The organism is Ligilactobacillus sp. LYQ139, from assembly GCF_045033025.1.
In the GTDB taxonomy this organism is placed as follows: domain Bacteria; phylum Bacillota; class Bacilli; order Lactobacillales; family Lactobacillaceae; genus Ligilactobacillus.
This window is the reverse complement of sequence record NZ_JBJFZW010000001.1, coordinates 401,358-417,641: the sequence shown is the minus strand read 5'-3', so window position 1 is coordinate 417,641 and position 16,284 is coordinate 401,358. Positions and strand designations below refer to the sequence as shown.

Sequence of the window (16,284 nt, the reverse complement as noted above, 5' to 3'; positions counted from 1 at the left end):
GAGAGAAGCGATGGCAAAAAAGACAACGCCAATGATGGAACAGTATCTGGCGATAAAAAAACAGTATCCGGATGCATTTTTGTTTTACCGGCTTGGCGATTTTTACGAAATGTTTTATGACGATGCGGTGAAGGGTGCCCAGCTTCTGGAACTAACCCTCACTGCTAGGAATAAGCAATCAAAGGAAAAGGTGCCAATGTGCGGGGTACCCCACCACGCAGTGCAGAATTACATTGATATTTTAGTTGACCAGGGGTACAAGGTTGCGATTTGTGAACAGATGGAGGATCCCAAGCTAGTAAAGGGAATGGTTAAACGGGAGGTTGTCCAACTCATTACTCCAGGAACGTTGGTTGGTCAGACGGAGGCCAACGCCAAGGACAATAATTACCTAACAGCGCTCCACGAATCACAGGATGCGGTTGGCTTGGCTTACGTTGACTTATCCACCGGTGAATTGCAGGTTACCCACCTCACTGATCTGCCTGCAGTGGTAAATGAACTAATCAGTTTACAAACTAAAGAAGTTGTCCTGGATGAAAGCGTTACGACTGCAACTAAGAAGCAGTTAAAAAAACTCCGCATATTACAGTCAACACAAATTCAGGTTAGTGATCATGCTGAGGTAGGATTTGCTAGTCAGGGGTTAACTGACCAGAATGAATTGGCGGCAGTTAAGCACCTTGTTTCCTACCTCATTGTCACCCAAAAGCGGGCGCTTACTCACCTTAAACGGGCAGTTAGTTATACCCCAACAGCGTTTTTAAAGCTCGACCATTCTGCCGTAACTAACCTTGATTTGGTGAAAAATTCACGGACGGGGAAAAAAGCAGGGACGTTATTATGGTTGTTGGATAAAACCAAAACGGCAATGGGGGGACGGATGCTTCACCAGTGGATTCGCCGGCCATTGCTTGACGCTTCGGTAATTCATGACCGGCAGGAGCGGGTGACCGTATTACTGGAAAACTTTATGGAGCGTTCGGCCCTGCAGGAAGAATTAACTCACGTATACGACCTAGAACGACTGGTTGGGCGGGTTGCCCTGGGAAACGTTAATGGGCGTGACTTGGTGCAACTCCGAACGTCTTTGGAACATATTCCCCAACTCCGGCACATTGTTACCGAACTTGATACTGGAGCGTTTACGGCATTATTGGATGATTTGGATCCGGTAAGTGACGTTACGGACCTTATCCACCATGCAATCGTTGATGATCCGCCCGTGACCATTACCGCCGGAGGGCTTATTCGACCGGGGTATAGTGCGCAACTTGACGAGTATACGGAGGCAATGACGAACGGGAAGCAATGGATTGCTGACCTAGAGCAGCAGGAACGGAAAACAACCGGAATTAGTAAGCTTAAAATTGGGTTTAACCGTGTTTTTGGTTACTATATCGAGGTTTCCCGGGCCCATCTTGATAAGGTTCCACGGGGCCGGTACCAGCGGAAACAAACGTTGGTTAATGCTGAGCGGTTTATTACGCCTGAATTAAAGGAAAAAGAACAACTGATTCTTGGAGCGGAGGACCATGCCGTTGCTCTTGAACACCAGCTCTTTATGGAAATTCGGGAGCAAATTAAACAGGCCATTCCGCGATTACAACGTTTAGCAGCAGCCGTTGCCCAACTTGATGTTCTCCAAAGTTTTGCTACGGTAAGCGAGGAGGGACAGTTTGTTTGCCCAACGTTCGATCTCAAGCACAAGGACATGGTAATTGAGCAGGGATGGCATCCTGTAATTGCTAAGGTAATTGGGACGGAAGAGTACGTTCCCAATGACGTGCAATTGACGCAGGATGCACAGATTTTACTGATTACCGGGCCGAACATGTCCGGGAAAAGTACCTATATGCGGCAGGTTGCCCTTACGGTGATTATGGCACAGATAGGATGTTATGTTCCGGCTAAAAAAGCACAGTTACCGTTGTTTGATCAAATTTTTACTCGGATTGGGGCGGCGGATGACTTAATTGCGGGAAATTCGACGTTCATGGTTGAGATGCAGGAGGCTAACGCAGCGCTAAGTAACGCCACTGCTAATAGCCTGTTGCTCTTTGATGAACTTGGACGAGGGACGGCGACGTATGATGGCATGGCGCTTGCCCAGGCAATTATCGAATATGTTCATGAGCATGTGCGTGCTAAAACACTCTTTTCCACCCATTATCACGAACTCACGCAATTAACGGCGCAACTTTCGCACCTCAAAAACGTGCACGTTGGGGCGGTTGAACGGGACGGAAAGTTAATTTTTTTGCATAAAGTGGCACCAGGGCCGGCCGATAAATCTTATGGGATTCACGTTGCTAAGCTGGCGGGAATGCCAGAATCATTAATTAAGCGAGCAACCGTGATTTTACAACAGTTGGAAAAAGCGGGTGATTCGCAGCCGGCGGTTCCGGAAGCGAAAGCAGATGAGCAGCTATCGTTGTTTGTTCCGGAAACGTCTTTGGTTCCGCATTCGAAAAAGGATACAGTTGCTGATCCGATTGTGACTGAGTTACGGCAATTAAACTTAATGGGAATGACGCCCCTTGATGCGATGAACATTCTTTACAAGTGGCAACAACAACTTCAGGGAGGTGGTAGTGATGACACGAATTCATGAGCTTCCCGAAAATCTGGCGAACCAAATTGCTGCCGGGGAGGTAATTGAGCGGCCGGCTTCGGTGGTAAAGGAGCTGGTTGAAAATGCGATTGATGCCCACGCTCAACGGATAACGGTTGAGTTGACGGATGCCGGATTAAAGACGATTACGGTAACTGATAACGGGACGGGGATTGCCGGCGAGGATGTTCCGGTGGCATTTCGGCGGCATGCGACAAGCAAAATCACGGACCGCACCGACTTGTTTCGGGTGCATACCCTTGGTTTTCGGGGCGAAGCGTTGCCAAGTATTGCGTCAGTCGCGGACGTGACGCTCACAACGGCGACTAAGGAAGCGCAGGCGGCGACCATGATTCGCATTAAGGGTGGCGAGCAGGTGGCCTTCGAGCCAACGGCGCATCGTCCGGGAACTGTGGTGACCGTTGCGGGATTGTTTTATAACACTCCCGCCCGGTTAAAGTACCTTAAAGCGCCTGCGACCGAACTCGCCCATACCAGTGACCTTCTTAGTCGGATGGCTCTTGGTCACCCGGAAATTTCGTTTAGGTTGGTTAATAACGGGCGGACTTTGCTGCAAACTGCCGGGAACGGTAAAATGCAACAGGTCATTAGTGCGGTCTACGGCGTCCGGGTTGCCCGGGAAATGCTTGCGGTTGATCAGCAGGACCTTGATTTTCACGTTACCGGGTACATTGCCAAACCCACGATGACCCGTGCGGCTAAGAAATACATGACAACCCTGATTAACGGCCGAACGGTGATTAATCCTGTGTTGCGGGCGGCAATTCAGGAGGGATACGGCACAAAGTTAATGGTGGGGCGGTTTCCCATTGCGGTAATTAATATTCAACTTGACCCGTTATTAGTGGATGTGAACGTACATCCTACTAAACAGGAAGTACGGTTAAGTAAGGAAGATCAGTTGGTAACATTGATTACCGCTGCGATTCAGGAGGGGCTCGCAGGTGCGAATTTAATTCCTGCCGCTACTGGTCATCATGGTCACTGGGAAAGTTCTTCCCGAACAAAACATAGCCAGCAGCTGGATTTTCAGACCAGCCTTCATGCCCAAGCGGTTCGTAATCGGGTACACGCCGCAGTAATGGGGGCTTCTCCTGTCGCGCCTTCCCGCGCGCAGAAGGAGCAAGTTGTTGCTACGGATGATCACCCGGCTACCATTACAATTAAGAGTCGGGCAGACCTTACCAGTCCAATAATGCAGGCGTGGGATCGGCACTATCAGGTAAAGGTTAGTGGCGAAAACGGTAAGGTACATGAGGGTGAACGCTTTCCCCGGTTGCAGTATCTTGGACAGGTTCACGGGACGTATTTGTTAGCTGAGGGCGCTGATGGATTATACTTGATCGATCAGCATGCGGCCCATGAACGGGTGAAGTACGAAGAAATCACTACTGCTGCAGCAAATGAACACGTTTCAATGCAAGAATTGCTTGTGCCGGTGGTGTTAAGTTACCCCGCGAGTGACGCACTAATTGTGAGTGAGCGCTTAGGTGATTTAAAACAGTTGGGGTTAACGTTAACGGATTTTGGTCAGAACACGTTTATTGTACGGGAACACCCGACATGGATGGGCAGGGCTGATGTTGCTGAACAAATTAGGACGATTGTGGATACTGTGATTACTCACCGAAAGATTACCTTGACCCGGTTACGGGAAGCGGCGTTGGCCATGGCTAGCTGTAAACGAGCGATTAAGGCAAATCATCATCTTGAGCCGGCGCAAGGACAAGCTCTTTTGGCTCATTTAGCGGAGTGTACTAATCCGTATAACTGCCCCCACGGCAGGCCCACAACGATCCATTTCACGGCCAATGAGTTGCAGCGAATGTTTAAGCGAATTCAAGATCCCCACCATAGTAAGCGGTCGTGGAACCAGTGATTAAGGAGGGAAACCATGTATGAGTACTTAACGGGGTTAATTACTGCTATAACCCCCGGATACATTGTTGTGGATGTGGCAGGCGTTGGTTATCGGGTGCAGGTAGCGAATCCGTTTCGGTTTTGTGAAAATGAAAAACAGCGGGTATACGTGTATCAGGCTGTCCGTGATACGGCCGTTACGCTCTATGGCTTTAGCTCCCTGGAAGAAAAAGAACTTTTCTTACGTCTGATTAGTGTTGCAGGAATTGGTCCTAAGAGTGCGCTGGCAATTTTAGCCAACGAAGACCATGCCGGTTTCATTGCGGCCGTTGAGGCGGATAACGTAAATTATTTGGTTAAGTACCCGGGGATTGGTAAGAAGACCGCCAAACAGATTATCTTGGATCTTAAAGGGAAGCTGGCGCCGGTAGCCGTTGAATCGCCTAATAAGGAAGTTGTTCAACCACCCACCGATGATCCGGCTCTCCGAGATGCGGTGGCTGCTTTAAGTGCCCTGGGATATACTAAAGCGGAGGTTAAGCGGGTGACCAAGAAGCTTCGTGACTTTGAGGGTCAGTCGACTGATGAGTATCTTAGAGAAGCGCTCCGGTTGATGATGAGTTAACGAGAGGAGGGATCGAATGGATGATGAAGAACGGTTAGTTTCGGCTGTAAACAGTGATGCGACTGAGGAACAAGGGGAAGGTTCGTTACGTCCCCAAACATTGGGTGATTACATCGGGCAAAATAAGCTCAAACAAGAGATCGGAGTTTACATCAAGGCTGCTAGACAGCGGGAAGAAGCGTTAGACCATGTTTTACTATACGGTCCGCCGGGGCTCGGGAAAACAACGATGGCCGTAATTATCGCTAACGAGTTAGGAGTTAGCCTTAAGCAGGCGAGTGGCCCGGCAATCGAACGGCCGGGTGATCTAGTGGCGCTTCTTAATGAATTGACGCCGGGAGACGTATTATTTATTGATGAAATTCACCGTCTTCCCAAGAACGTCGAAGAAATCTTGTATTCGGCCATGGAAGACTATTACATTGATATTGTTGTTGGTCAGGATGCTGGTGCCCACGCCGTTCACTTTCCGCTTCCGCCGTTTACCCTCATCGGGGCGACCACCCGCGCAGGAATGTTGGCGGCACCGCTGCGAGACCGGTTTGGGATTAACGGTCATATGCAGTATTACACCGAGGATGACCTGGTGGCGATTATTTGCCGGTCAGCGCAAGTATTGCACACGGCGATAAGTCGGGAAGGGGCTCATGCGATTGCTCAGCGGTCCCGGGGGACCCCGCGGATTGCAAACCGCCTTCTTAAGCGGGTACGGGATTTTGCGGAGGTTGCTGGGAAGGAAACGGTTGACCCTGAAATTGTGGATTATGCCCTTCAATTATTACGTATTGATGAACGCGGACTGGATGAAAACGACCGGCGGGTTCTTACCACAATGATTGAATTATATGGTGGTGGCCCCGTTGGGCTAACCACGATTGCGGCTAATACGGGCGAAGAGGCAGAAACAGTAGCGGATATGATTGAGCCGTACCTTATGCAAATTGGGTTCTTGAAACGAACGGCGCGGGGACGGGTAGTAACACCGGCAGCTTACGAGCATTTAGGGATTCCGTATAAGCGAGGTTAGGACGGTTGGCAAGAGCGGTCGTTTTTGGTATGGTTATGTTTAGACTATAACTAAGGAGTGTTATTAATGGGCTCGGTTACGACCATCATAATGTTTGTGGTTCTTTTCGTTTTGATGTACTTCATCATGATTCGGCCACAAAAAAAGCAGCAACAGCAGCACCAGGAAATGATTAACAACTTACATGTTGGGGATCACGTTGTCATGATTAGCCGGTTACACGGAAAGATTGACAAGATTAATAAAGCGGATGGGACGATTTCCGTTGATTGTGACGGGATTTACTTGACGTTTGACGTAAATGCCGTAATGAACGTGATTCCGGCAACGGCGGGTGACGAGATTTCCGTTGATAAAGAACTTGCTGAAAAAGATAAGGAAGAGCAACAGGATGACGCCGATGCGGCGGAGGATAATTCTTATAACGCGAAGTAATTAATTGCAATAAAAGCGTCTCTTTGACAGAAGAGGCGCTTTTATTATGTTATACAGATGGTTTTCTTTCCCTCTAGTATCTTTCAGAAAAATAATGTTTATTGATATGATTTGACAACCTTATAATAATGAGGTAGAGTACTTTGTGGAGCTAAACAATAGCTCGATGAAAGGAAGGTGCGTGTGATGCCAGTGATGAACGCGCAGGAGATTATGGACTTGATCCCTAATAGAAGTCCGATTTGCTACGTTGATTACGTTGACGAGATCGTTCCGGACAAGATGATTCGGGCAACGAAAAATGTCACCATTAATGAAGATTACTTTCGGGGACATTTTCCAGGAAATCCGGTAATGCCTGGGGTGTTAATCGTTGAGACTGCTGCACAGGTTGCTTCCATTTTGATTTTAAAATCACCAGCTTTTAAGAATAAAACCGCGTACCTGGGTGCTGCCAATAAGGTTAAGTTTCGGCAAATGGTACGTCCTGGGGCAATTCTTCATTTTACCGTTGAAATTATTAAACAACGACGTAACATGGGAATTGTTCGCTTCACCGCGACGCTTGCTGATGATAAAAAAGCTTGTAGCGGTGAGTTGGTCTTCATTGTTGATAACCAAGAACGGCGACAGTAGGTAATTGTAATGGGAGTAAGGGAATGAAAACGGGAATTAAAATTGTGGCAACGGGAGCGGCAGTTCCAGAGCGGATCGTAACGAATGATGATTTGAGTACGTTTTTGGATACGTCAGATGAGTGGATTAGGCCGCGGACGGGAATTGAGTCCCGCCACATTAGTACCGGCGAAAACACCGCTGATTTGTGCACCCGGGCAGCTCAGCAAATGCTAGCGCGGAGTGGATGGGACCCTGCAAGTTTGGATTTGATTATCGTGGGAACAATGTCACCCGATGCATGTACGCCAGCGACAGCGGCAATCGTTCAGGGACGGATCGGGGCGGTTAACGCTGCATGCTTTGATCTTTCCGCTGCATGTTCTGGATTTGTGTACGGTCTCCAGGTTGCCCAGCGATTTCTGGCAACTGGAGCACGTCGGGCCCTTGTTATTGGGGGCGAGGTGTTATCCAAGTTGGTAGATTGGCAGGATCGGCGAACTGCAGTGTTGTTTGGAGACGGTGCTGCTGGGGTTCTTTTGGAAACGCAGCCTAATGATGAAAGTGCCGCATTTCTGGCTGGCCAGATGTGGGCGGACGGAACGGCATATGATAAACTACAAGCAGGGCAGACAGCCCCCTTGCAGTCGTTTCCTCCGCAGCAACAGCGGTGGGAGTATGCTCCGTTTACAATGGACGGGCATGCCGTCTACCGGTTTGCAACAAACGAAGTTGCACGGTCGCTAATGACGACATTGGAAGCGGCAGGGATGACTGCCGCTGATGTCGACTATTTTTTGCTACATCAAGCAAATTATCGTATCATAGATGTGATTGCTAAAAAAATTGGTCAGCCGGTTGCCAAGTTCCCAGTAAATATTGCGAAGTATGGAAACACATCTGCAGCAAGTATTCCGCTCTTACTGGACGAACTGGTGACCCGAGGGACGCTCCGCCCTGGAGCAGTGATTGCGCTGAGTGGTTTTGGCGGTGGTCTGACTGTGGGAACACAAATTATTCGATTCTAAATCATGGTAAAGGAGTTATATCAATGACTGAAGAAGAAATTTTTGCTAAGGTACAGGAAATTGCAGCCGAAGAATTAGACGTTGACAAGGCGAAGATTACGCTGACGACGAACATCAAGGACGATTTGGATGCTGATAGCTTAGACCTCTTCGAAATCATGAGCGAACTTGAAGACGAGTTCGAAATTGAGCTGGAGGCCGACGAAGATATCACGACGGTTGAGGACGTTGTTAAGTACGTTAAGAAGGAACTTGACGCTAAGGACTAATTTAATTTGATTTAGATAGGAACTGAACACCATGAAATTCGGGATTTTATTTAGTGGTCAGGGGGCCCAGTATGCAGGAATGGGTTGTGATCTGTACGCAAATGATGACTTATTCCGAAAGGTTGTTGATGCGGCGAGTCCGCATGTAGGTTACGACGTTGCTGCAGTCCTCAGTGATGAGGACCGGCTAAACGAAACGAAGTATGTTCAACCAGCCATTGTTGCTGTCGAACTCGGATTAATAGCGATGCTCAAACGGGATGTGCCCACGCTTGCCGTTGGCGGAATGGTGGGTTTATCGCTTGGTGAGTACGCTGCATTGATTGCGGGTGGCGCGATGCCGTTTAACGCCGGAATGGATGTTTTACGGGCTCGGGCGGCAGCAATGCAAGCAGACGCCGATGCCCGGCCAGGAGCAATGGCAGCGGTATTAAATCCTGATGTTGAGCAGGTTAGACAGGTATGTGCGGCGTGCTCTGATCAGGGCAATCAGGTCGTGATTGCTAATTATAATTCCCCGAAGCAAGTTGTCATTGGTGGTGATCAGGCTGCAGTAGCCGCAGCAAGCAAACAATTAAGGGATGCTGGTGTGCGGCGCGTGGTTCCATTAAAGGTAAGCGGGGCGTTTCACACCCCGCTTTTTGTAAATACGCAGAAGAAGTTGGCGGCGGTATTGCCGCGACTTACGTATTGTCAGCCTGATTATCCGGTAATTAGCAACACCACGGGAAGACCATTTGAAAAGGATGAAATTGCGGCGGTGCTCACCAAGCAGGTTAGCACGCCGACCCACTTTGCTGATTGTGTTCGATTTATGATTACTAAAGAACGGATTACGGCAACCATTGAGGTGGGGCCAGGACAGACGCTTAGTAAGTTTACCAAGCAGATTGACCGGCAGGTGACGCGGTACCACGTTGATAGTTTGGATGGATACCAGCAACTGCTAGCGATGTTACGGGGGGAAGAGTAATGAAATTAAAGGATCAGGTTGTATTTATCTCGGGTTCGTCCCGGGGACTGGGGGCACAGATGGCCGTGCGATTTGCCGCTGAAGGTTGCAAGGTGATTTTAAACGGCCGGAAGGGGATCCCAGACGAATTAATTGACCAACTCAACGAATATGGAGTACAGTACGCAACGGTACTGGGTGACATTTCAAAGGCAGAAGACGTTAAGCGAATGACAAAGGAAGCCTTTGAGGCGTTTGGTCGGGTTGATGTTTTAGTTAACAATGCCGGAATTACTAAGGATACCCTGCTTGTGGGGATGAAAGAAGCTGACTTTGAACAGGTAATCAACGTTAACCTGAAAGGAACGTTTTTGATGACTAAACTGTTCATGAAGCGGATGAACAAGCAACGTTCAGGGTGCATCATTAATATGGCAAGTGTTGTTGGGTTACACGGCAATGTTGGCCAAGCAAGTTATGCCGCAAGTAAGGCGGGGGTAATTGGTTTAATGAAAACAACTGCCCGGGAAGGTGCTTTGCGGGGGATTCGGTGTAACTGCATTGCTCCTGGGATGATTAAATCTGATATGACCGATGCCTTAAGCGATAAGGTTAAGAAGCAAATTATGGAACAAATTCCGTTAAAGCGGTTCGGAACGCCCGATGATGTAGCGGACGTTGCCTTGTTCCTGGCTAAGAGTGATTACGTAACTGGTCAGGTAATTTCCGTGGATGGCGGAATGACAATTTAGTTGGAGGGATAGCATGGCGAGAGTCGTTGTAACGGGGATGGGCGTTGTTGCGCCAAACGGAATTACCCGGGATGAATTTATTGAAAACACGTTTGCGGGGAAGGTTGGTATTAAGCCAATTACTAAGTTTGATGCCACGGATACCGGAATTAGCGTGGCTGGTCAGGTTGACGGGTTTGATTATAAGGACCGTGTTGGCCGGGAAGGGCGGCGGATGGACCTCTTTTCACAGTACTCGGTTCATACGGCGTTAGAGGCAGTTGAGCAAGCTGGAATCACCCCTGAAAACACCCGCGGGGAAGATATGGGGGTAATTTTTGGAACCGGAATTGGCGGCCTTTCTACCATCCAAAAGCAGATTTTAAAAATGGGGAAGCGGGGTCCCCGGGCGGTCTCGCCGCTGTTCGTTCCGGAAATTATTCCGAACATGGGGGCCGGCAACATTGCAATTCGGCTTGGTGCGAAAAATACGTGTATGACGATTGTAACGGCGTGCTCAACGGCAACCAATTCAATCGGTGAGGCTTTCCGGCAGATTAAGGAAGACCGTGCTGAGGTGATGATTACTGGTGGCGCAGAAGCACCAATCGATATGATTGGAATCGCGGGTTTTGCCTCCCTTACGGCATTATCCAGGGAGAGTGATCCGCTGAAGGCATCTACGCCGTTTGATGAAAACAGGAGTGGTTTTGTGCTCGGTGAAGGAGCCGCTGCTCTTGTCCTTGAAAGTTACGACCACGCAGTATCCCGGGGAGCGAAAATTTTAGCCGAGGTTGTTGGTTATGGAAGCACGTGTGACGCTTACCACATCACTGCTCCTGATCCAACCGGGGCCGGTGCGGCCCGGGCACTTAAGCAGGCTATGGATGAAGCGGGGGTTACCCCTGACCAGGTCGGCTACCTAAATGCTCACGGAACGGCTACGCACGCCAATGATGTTGGTGAAGCAAAGGCAATTAACCTTGCGTTTGGGACTAATAGTGACCTGCAGGTTTCAAGTACCAAATCAATGACCGGTCACCTCTTAGGAGCAGCTGGGGCGGTTGAGGCCGTTGCAACGGTTGCCGCTCTTCAACGGGGGGAACTTCCGCCGAACATGGGGATGACCAAGCAGGATCCGGAATGTCAGATTAACGTGGTAACTGAACCTGGGACCAAGGCCCCTGATTTAGAGTATGCGATGAGTGACTCCCTTGGCTTTGGGGGGCATGATGCGGTACTAGCATTTAAAAAATGGAGTGACTAAGCGTGAATTTTAATGAAATTAAGGACTTAATGGCGGAGTTTAATGCGTCCCCGACCCGGGAATTGGAGATTACCGAAGAAAATGGATTTCGGATTCGGCTGAGTAAGAATGATGCGCCACAACAGGACGGAAACGATTCCCCGGTAGTAGCGCCAGCTAGCCAGCCAGTAGCTCCAGCACCGGTTAAACCAACGCAACCGGTTGAAGTTTCTCAACCAAAAGAAGAACCGGTTCAAGCTAAGGCAACCCAACAAGAAGGCCCCGTAATTAAGGCGCCGATGGTAGGGACGGTTTACTTACAGGCTAAGCCAGATAGTCCCGCTTACGTGACGGTTGGTCAGCCTGTTCATAAGGGCGACGTTGTTTGCATCATCGAGGCAATGAAGATGATGACGGAGATTAAGAGTGACGTTGACGGGGTGATTGCGGAGGTCCTTGTTGATAATGAAGACCTTGTTGAATTTGATCAACCCCTCTTCCGCGTAACGGAGGGATAACAATGGGAATGGACATTAATGAAATTAAAAAGATTATTCCGCACCGTTATCCGTTCTTACTAATTGACCGGATTGAAGAAATTGTTCCTGGTGAAAAGGCGGTTGCTATTCGGAATGTGACAGCCCACGAAGAAGTGTTTAATGGCCATTTTCCGGATAATCCGGTCCTTCCGGGAGTGCTGATTGTTGAGTCGTTGGCGCAGACCGGAGCGGTGGCGTTACTGTCACAACCGGAATTTAAGGGGAAAACGGCGTTTTTTGGCGGCATTAAAAACGCCAAGTTTCGGCGGATTGTTCGGCCGGGTGATCAGTTACGCCTGGAAGTAACGCTCGAAAAGTTGAAGCATAATATCGGTACCGGAAAGGGAATCGCAACGGTCAATGGCAAGAAAGCTTGCTCGGCAACGTTGACGTTCTTTATCGGTGATGACGAAGAGACGGGGCGGTAAGTGCATGTTTAAGAAAGTATTGGTTGCTAACCGGGGCGAGATTGCTGTTCGAATTATTCGTTCCTTAAAGGAAATGGGAATTAAAACGGTTGCGGTATACTCGGTAGCGGATCAACACAGCCTGCATGTTCAATTGGCTGATGAAGCTGTCTGTGTTGGCGGAAACCGGCCGCAGGATTCGTATTTAAACATGAAGAATATCCTTGCGGCGGCTGTTGGCACTGGGGCAGAGGCGATCCATCCTGGATTCGGATTTCTTTCAGAGAACAGCGAATTTGTTGAAATGTGTGAGGCTTGTGGGATTACGTTCATTGGACCGCGTTCGGAAACCATCGAGTTAATGGGAAATAAGGCCAACGCCCGGGTACGGATGCAGCAGAGTGCGGTTCCCGTAATTCCGGGGAGCGATGGGTTTATTGCCGATGCGGATGAGGCGCTTAAGGTGGCGGCTAAGGTTGGTTATCCGGTAATGCTCAAGGCAGCAGCTGGTGGTGGCGGTAAGGGTATTCGCCGGGTTGACCGGAAAGAGAATCTGGTAGCGGCGTTTAATAATGCGCAGCGCGAAGCTCAGAGTGCGTTTGGCGATGGGCGGATGTACCTTGAAAAGATTATGACCAATGTCAAACACATTGAGGTGCAGGTGTTCCGGGATAGGAGTGGACATATGGCGTATTTCCCGGAACGGGATTGTTCTGTTCAACGAAATAAGCAAAAAATGATTGAGGAAAGCCCGTGTAGTCAGTTAACGACAGCTGAGCGGGCGCACCTCGGTGAGATTGCCCTACGCGCAACCGAAGCGATTGATTATTTGAATACCGGGACGATTGAGTTTTTAATGGATCAGGAGCACCACTTCTACTTCATGGAAATGAACACTCGAATTCAGGTTGAGCATACGATTTCAGAAATGATTACTGGGATTGACCTCGTAAAGGCCCAAATTATTGTTGCTGCTGGCGGCGACTTACCGTTTACGCAGGATGATGTGCAGATTTCTGGACACGCGATTGAATGTCGGATTAACGCCGAAGACCCCCAACGGGATTTTATGCCGGCGGTTGGAAAGGTCACAAAGTTGTACCTGCCGGTTGGAAATCTCGGTGTTCGAATTGACTCTGAGCTGTACCCGGGAGCAACCATTTCACCATACTATGATGCGATGATTGCCAAGGTGGTTGCATGGGGGCACGATCGGGCTGAAGCAATTGCCAAAATGACGCGGTTACTTAAGGAAATGCGCGTCGAAGGGGTTACCACTAATCAGCAGTTCCACCTTGAAATATTAAAAGACCCGGTTTTTCGGGCTGGGACATTTACGACGGATTACGTCGAGACACAGGTTTTGCCGCGTTGGAAAAAGAAGATGGGTGATAAATAATGCGACTGTTTGACTTGAAGACCCTCCGCAGCCAACACGTTAAGGCTGATAAGGAGGCCATGGATAAGGTGCCCGAGGGACTATGGCAAGCGTGTCCAAAGTGTCACCAAACGGTTTACCATAAGGAATTAGGGAAGTATAAGGTTTGCCCTCAGTGCGGGTACGGGTTTCGAATCGGTGCCCGGGAACGGTTAAGTTGGTTGGTTGATAAGAACCAGTTTACCGAGTATGATGCAGACCTTCAGACGAATGACCCGTTATCCTTTCCGGGATACCGCGATAAGATTGCTGTCTGTCAGGCAAAAACAAATCTCAATGATTCGGTTTTGACCGGAGTAGCAATGATTAAGAAGCAGCGGTGTGCCTTGGGAATCATGGATCCCCAGTTTATTATGGGTTCCCTTGGCGGAGTCACTGGTGAAAAAATCACACGACTTTTTGAACGGGCAACCCGAGAACAGTTACCCGTTGTTTTGTTCACGTCATCTGGCGGCGCGCGCATGCAGGAAGGAATTGTTTCCCTGATGCAAATGACCAAGATTTCCCGGGCGGTGAAGGATCATGGCGATGCAGGGCTCTTTTATTTAACGGTCTTGTGTGATCCGACGACCGGGGGAGTTACGGCAAGTTATGCGATGCAGGGTGATATTATCCTCGCAGAACCTCGTTCGTTAGTAGGTTTTGCTGGGAAACGGGTAATTGAACAGACAATGCACCAGAAAGTTCCGGCTGATCTTCAGGATGCTGAGACGGTTTTAAAGGATGGATTTATCGATGCGATTGTCCCGCGGGATAAAATGCGCGCAACGGTTGCGTGGCTTTTGAAGTATAATGTGATGGGAGGAAGAAACAATGGCTAAAGGTGATAAGCAAACAGCGGCGGCCATTGTTGCTGCCGCCCGGGGGCCAAAAAAGATTACGACCCCAGAACTGATTCGCGGCTTATGCAGTGAGTTCATGGAACTCCACGGTGACCGTGGGAACGGGGATGACCAGGCTGTTATCGGTGGAATTGGGATATTCAACCAACAGCCGGTGACCTTAATTGCAACGGATAAGGGAACAAGCGCCGAGGAGCGGATTGCCAAGAACTTTGGAAGTCCGCTACCGGCTGGTTACCGGAAGTCCAGGCGGTTAATTATGCAGGCGGCTAAGTTTCACCGGCCGGTTGTTGCGCTTGTTAATACGTCTGGAGCGTATCCGGGACAAGCGGCAGAGGAAAACGGTCAGGGCGAGGCTATTGCACGGAATCTTCTTGAGTTAAGTACCGTACCGGTTCCCATGATCACCATTATTTTTGGTGAAGGAGGAAGCGGCGGGGCCCTTGCCTTGGCCTGTGGTGATGAGGTGTGGATGCTTGAAGATTCAATGTACTCGGTTTTATCACCAGAGGGATTTGCATCAATTCTGTGGAAGGACAGCAGTCGTTCAGCGGAAGCTGCTGAGCTTCTTCAATTGACACCCCAGGCGCTATTAAAGCAGCAGGTTATTGAGGGAATTATTCCCGAACCTGGTTCGCACAAGAAAGTTGTGCGGAATATTGCTGACGTCCTTAAACGTGAGTTACCCCGGCTGCAACGGATGACAACGACTGAACTGCTTGAGCGGCGGAAGCAACGCTATCGGAAGTTTTAAGTAAAGGAGTAATGGAAAGTGGGATTATTATCAGGAAAAAAGATTCTCGTTATGGGGGTTGCCAATAAACGCTCCATTGCCTGGGGATGTGCGCAGGTAATGGAAGAGCAGGGTGCGGAGATTATTTACACCTACCAGAATGAGCGGATGAAGCGTGGAGTGAGCCGGTTGGTTGAGGATGATAATCGGCTCGTAGAATGTGATGCTGCTAATGATGAAAGTATTCAGCAGGCATTTAAAACCGTGAAGGAGCGTTTTGGCAAAGTTGACGGCATTGTTCATGCAATTGCGTTTGCCAAAAAAGAGGAGCTCGAGGGAAGCATTTTAAATACAAGTCGTGATGGCTTTGCGCTTGCTCATGATATATCGGCATACTCCCTAATTGCCGTTGCAAAGTACGGGAAGGATATCCTAAATAATCCGGCAAGTATTGTCACTCTTACTTACTTTGGGTCAGAACGGGTCATTCCAAGTTACAATGTAATGGGAATTGCTAAGGCATCGCTGGAAGCAAGCATGCGCTACCTTGCCCGGGATATGGGCGAGGACGGCGTGCGGGTGAACGCCATTTCTGCCGGAGCAGTTCGGACATTAGCCGTTACGGGGATTCACGGGCATTCAGATCTGCTGAAGATTTCAAAGGAACGAACGGTTGATGGTCAGTCCGTAACAACTAAGGAAATTGGTGGGCTATGCGCCTTTTTGATGAGTGATCTGTCAACCGGGGTTGTTGGTGATGTAATTTACGTTGATAAGGGTGTTCACTTGATTTAATGATTAGGTGATTAAGGCCTGAATAGAGCAATAATTATATTATTATGTTTTTCGTTAAGGTTGAGGCGTTAGTCTCAACTTTTTTTATGGTAAAAGTTAGGGGAATT

Annotated in this window: 17 protein-coding genes; all 17 read left to right on the top strand. The window is 49.0% G+C overall.

Annotation, left to right across the window (positions count from 1 at the left end):
• The first annotated feature begins 10 nt into the window (after positions 1-10).
• A complete protein-coding gene (gene mutS, locus ACI3E1_RS02085; RefSeq protein WP_405024020.1) occupies positions 11-2,614 on the top strand; it encodes a DNA mismatch repair protein MutS in 2,604 nt (867 codons plus the stop codon).
• Positions 2,598-4,514 (top strand): DNA mismatch repair endonuclease MutL, encoded by a 1,917-nt coding sequence (gene mutL, locus ACI3E1_RS02080; RefSeq protein WP_405024019.1) that lies wholly within the window; start codon positions 2,598-2,600, stop codon positions 4,512-4,514. Before mutS ends, mutL begins: the two co-directional genes overlap by 17 nt.
• A 15-nt stretch (positions 4,515-4,529) precedes the next feature.
• Positions 4,530-5,120, top strand: a complete 591-nt coding sequence (gene ruvA / locus ACI3E1_RS02075; RefSeq protein WP_405024018.1) for a Holliday junction branch migration protein RuvA — start codon at positions 4,530-4,532, stop codon at positions 5,118-5,120.
• Positions 5,121-5,136: 16 nt separating this feature from the next.
• Positions 5,137-6,147 (top strand): Holliday junction branch migration DNA helicase RuvB, encoded by a 1,011-nt coding sequence (gene ruvB / locus ACI3E1_RS02070; protein WP_405024017.1) that lies wholly within the window; start codon positions 5,137-5,139, stop codon positions 6,145-6,147.
• Positions 6,148-6,213: 66 nt separating this feature from the next.
• Positions 6,214-6,582 carry a preprotein translocase subunit YajC gene (yajC, locus tag ACI3E1_RS02065; protein WP_405024016.1) on the top strand — a complete coding sequence of 123 codons (369 nt, stop codon included), beginning with the start codon at positions 6,214-6,216 and terminating at the stop codon, positions 6,580-6,582.
• Positions 6,583-6,768: 186 nt separating this feature from the next.
• Positions 6,769-7,218 carry a 3-hydroxyacyl-ACP dehydratase FabZ gene (fabZ, locus tag ACI3E1_RS02060; protein WP_405024015.1) on the top strand — a complete coding sequence of 150 codons (450 nt, stop codon included), beginning with the start codon at positions 6,769-6,771 and terminating at the stop codon, positions 7,216-7,218.
• A 23-nt stretch (positions 7,219-7,241) separates the two neighbouring features.
• On the top strand, positions 7,242-8,225 hold the full coding sequence (locus tag ACI3E1_RS02055) for a beta-ketoacyl-ACP synthase III (RefSeq protein ID WP_405024014.1): 984 nt from the start codon (positions 7,242-7,244) through the stop codon (positions 8,223-8,225).
• A 23-nt stretch (positions 8,226-8,248) separates the two neighbouring features.
• On the top strand, positions 8,249-8,494 hold the full coding sequence (locus ACI3E1_RS02050; RefSeq protein ID WP_283581407.1) for an acyl carrier protein: 246 nt from the start codon (positions 8,249-8,251) through the stop codon (positions 8,492-8,494).
• Between the two features lie 31 nt (positions 8,495-8,525).
• On the top strand, positions 8,526-9,467 hold the full coding sequence (locus ACI3E1_RS02045; protein ID WP_405024013.1) for an ACP S-malonyltransferase: 942 nt from the start codon (positions 8,526-8,528) through the stop codon (positions 9,465-9,467).
• Positions 9,467-10,198: a 3-oxoacyl-[acyl-carrier-protein] reductase gene (gene fabG, locus ACI3E1_RS02040; protein WP_405024012.1), complete on the top strand. Its 732-nt coding sequence runs from the start codon at positions 9,467-9,469 to the stop codon at positions 10,196-10,198. Before ACI3E1_RS02045 ends, fabG begins: the two co-directional genes overlap by 1 nt.
• 13 nt (positions 10,199-10,211) lie before the next feature.
• Positions 10,212-11,444 (top strand): beta-ketoacyl-ACP synthase II, encoded by a 1,233-nt coding sequence (fabF, locus tag ACI3E1_RS02035; protein ID WP_405024011.1) that lies wholly within the window; start codon positions 10,212-10,214, stop codon positions 11,442-11,444.
• Between the two features lie 2 nt (positions 11,445-11,446).
• A complete protein-coding gene (gene accB / locus ACI3E1_RS02030; RefSeq protein ID WP_405024010.1) occupies positions 11,447-11,941 on the top strand; it encodes an acetyl-CoA carboxylase biotin carboxyl carrier protein in 495 nt (164 codons plus the stop codon).
• A gap of 2 nt (positions 11,942-11,943) precedes the next feature.
• Positions 11,944-12,390: a 3-hydroxyacyl-ACP dehydratase FabZ gene (fabZ, locus tag ACI3E1_RS02025; RefSeq protein WP_405024009.1), complete on the top strand. Its 447-nt coding sequence runs from the start codon at positions 11,944-11,946 to the stop codon at positions 12,388-12,390.
• A 4-nt stretch (positions 12,391-12,394) separates the two neighbouring features.
• The gene (accC, locus tag ACI3E1_RS02020) at positions 12,395-13,768 is read left to right on the top strand and encodes an acetyl-CoA carboxylase biotin carboxylase subunit (RefSeq protein WP_405024008.1); all 1,374 of its coding nucleotides are present in this window, start codon (positions 12,395-12,397) and stop codon (positions 13,766-13,768) included.
• On the top strand, positions 13,768-14,628 hold the full coding sequence (gene accD / locus ACI3E1_RS02015) for an acetyl-CoA carboxylase, carboxyltransferase subunit beta (protein WP_405024007.1): 861 nt from the start codon (positions 13,768-13,770) through the stop codon (positions 14,626-14,628). The genes accC and accD overlap by 1 nt, the downstream gene beginning before the upstream one ends.
• Positions 14,621-15,403 carry a carboxyltransferase subunit alpha gene (gene accA, locus ACI3E1_RS02010; RefSeq protein ID WP_405024006.1) on the top strand — a complete coding sequence of 261 codons (783 nt, stop codon included), beginning with the start codon at positions 14,621-14,623 and terminating at the stop codon, positions 15,401-15,403. Before accD ends, accA begins: the two co-directional genes overlap by 8 nt.
• An 18-nt stretch (positions 15,404-15,421) precedes the next feature.
• The gene (fabI, locus tag ACI3E1_RS02005) at positions 15,422-16,177 is read left to right on the top strand and encodes an enoyl-ACP reductase FabI (RefSeq protein WP_405024005.1); all 756 of its coding nucleotides are present in this window, start codon (positions 15,422-15,424) and stop codon (positions 16,175-16,177) included.
• Positions 16,178-16,284: the final 107 nt, after the last annotated feature.